Genomic DNA, 2,259 nt, shown 5'->3' on the forward strand with positions numbered 1-2,259 from the left:
AATTTTGTCTTGATTTCTCAGTCCATTATATGGTGGTGATGTTTTTACGCCTATTTCTATCAGCAATTCCAAAACACTTCGGCATATTATTGATGCAATCGATCCGCTTATTTTATCGACAATAGATACGGATATAAAAGGTGATGCATTTGAATATTTTCTAGAAAAAACCACTTCAACCGAGAATGATTTAGGTGAATATTTTACCCCACGAAATATAGTTAAAACTATTATTAATTTAGTTGAACCTAAATTTCAAGAGACAATTTATGATCCTTTTTGTGGTACTGGAGGATTTTTGACAGAAGCTTTTAATTATATTAAGGATAATAATATAATTAATAATAAAGAAGATCTCGAGATATTAAAACACAATACGTTATATGGAAGAGAGATAACAAGCACTGCAAGAATTGCCAAAATGAATATGATTTTGCACGGCGACGGTCATAGTGGGATTCAGCAAGTAAATAGTTTAGAGAATCCTGAATATAGTAACCCTTTAACTAATAAGCAGTTAAAATTTGATATCATCGTTACTAATATGCCATTTTCCCAAGAAATCACTAAAAAAACGATTCAAAACAGTAAAACTGTAACAGAAAATCATATAGCCCCTCTTTACTATAATGGGATTGCAAAAAATAACGGCGATGCTGCTTGTGTTTTACATTGTCTACAAAGTCTAAAAGAGGGTGGCAGAATGGCATTAGTAGTGCCTGAAGGCTTTTTATTCAGAAGAGATACCTCTGCCGTACGTCAATTTTTACTATCAAAAGCAAAGTTGCAAGCGGTTATTTCGCTGCCGAAGGGTACTTTTTTACCATATACTGGCGTGAAGACATCTATACTGTATTTTACCGATGCACATAAACCAAATAATCAAAAAGAATATTGGTTTTATGAAGTCAAAAATATTGGTGTTACCTTAGACAATAAAAAAAGAAAAATTAAAGGAATAAATGACTTAGATAAGATTTACGCCTCTGATATTAATAAGATCTCTAAGAACCCTAGGTTAAAAGCTAATATGCTTGAACTTGGATTTAAAATTATAGATTTAGAGAAAGTTAAGAATAATAATTATAATTTAATAGGTAATCATTATAGAGAAATAAAAGAGCGAAATCGTAAATGGTCAATGGTTTCAATTAAAGATTTAATTGAAAGTAAAGTCATTATTGCAAAAAAAGGCAAAACCATCACAAAAAAGAGGGCGATATCAGGAGATATTCCCGTAATCGCAGGGGAGCAAACAAGCCCTTATTCGCATAGTGAATTCACCGATAAAGGAAATATAATAACAATTTCTGCATCAGGCGCATATTCAGGTTTTGTATGGTATCATGATTATCCTATCTGGGCTTCAGATTGTAGTGTTTTGTATTCTAAGGACGAAACCGTATTACTTACGAAATATCTGTACAATACGTTAAAACACCTGCAAGAAGAAATATACAAAATGCAAAAAGGTGCAGGTCAGCCTCATATTTATATCAAAGATATTGAAAATTTGACAATACCGATCCCATCCCTTGAAGAGCAGCAAAAAATTGTTGAAGAGATGGAGGGCTATCAAAAAATAATAGATGGAGCAAAGCAGATAATTGATAATTGGAAGCCTTATTTTGAAATAAACACGAGTTGGAAATTTTTTAAAATAAAAGATATATGTGAGATTAATCCATCTAAACAGTGTGGTGACTTAGTTGAATGTTCTTTTTTACCAATGGAAGACATGAATTCGAATAAGCTTTATACTTTTCCCAAAAAAATTAAAGAAGTAAATGAAGTTAAGAATGGTTACACTTTTTTCAAATCTAATGATTTATTGATAGCAAAGATTGCTCCATGTTTTGAGAATAATAAAATGTCAATAGTAAGGAATTTAGTGAATGATATAGGGTTTGGTTCTACTGAATTCATAGTTATTAGGGCTAAAAATGGAGTGCATATAGAGTGGGTTTATCATTGTTTACAAACATTGAATTTCATTAACGATGGGGCGTCAATAATGACTGGTTCTGTCGGGCATAAAAGAGTAAGTATAGATTTTATAGTAAACTATTCAATACCATTACCACCAATAGAGACTCAAGAAAAGATCTTGCATGACTTAATAGGTGAGCGTCACATAATAGAGAACCAAGCAAATATCATAAAGCTTTTTGAAAATAAACTAAAAACCAAAGTGAACTCTTTTTGGCAATAATTGATGTACATTAACTATAACCATGCCAACAAGGTTTATGGCAGATT

At 31.5% G+C, this 2,259-nt stretch carries 1 protein-coding gene; it reads left to right on the forward strand.

Going from position 1 to position 2,259, the window contains the following annotated elements; translation table 11 throughout:
• Positions 1 to 133 precede the first annotated feature (133 nt).
• Positions 134 to 2,212, forward strand: a complete 2,079-nt coding sequence (locus KYQ89_RS08135; RefSeq protein ID WP_371920376.1) for an N-6 DNA methylase — start codon at positions 134 to 136, stop codon at positions 2,210 to 2,212.
• The last annotated feature ends 47 nt before the right edge of the window (positions 2,213 to 2,259 follow it).

Source organism: Rickettsia sp. TH2014 (assembly GCF_019249195.1).
Classification (GTDB): domain Bacteria; phylum Pseudomonadota; class Alphaproteobacteria; order Rickettsiales; family Rickettsiaceae; genus Rickettsia; species Rickettsia felis.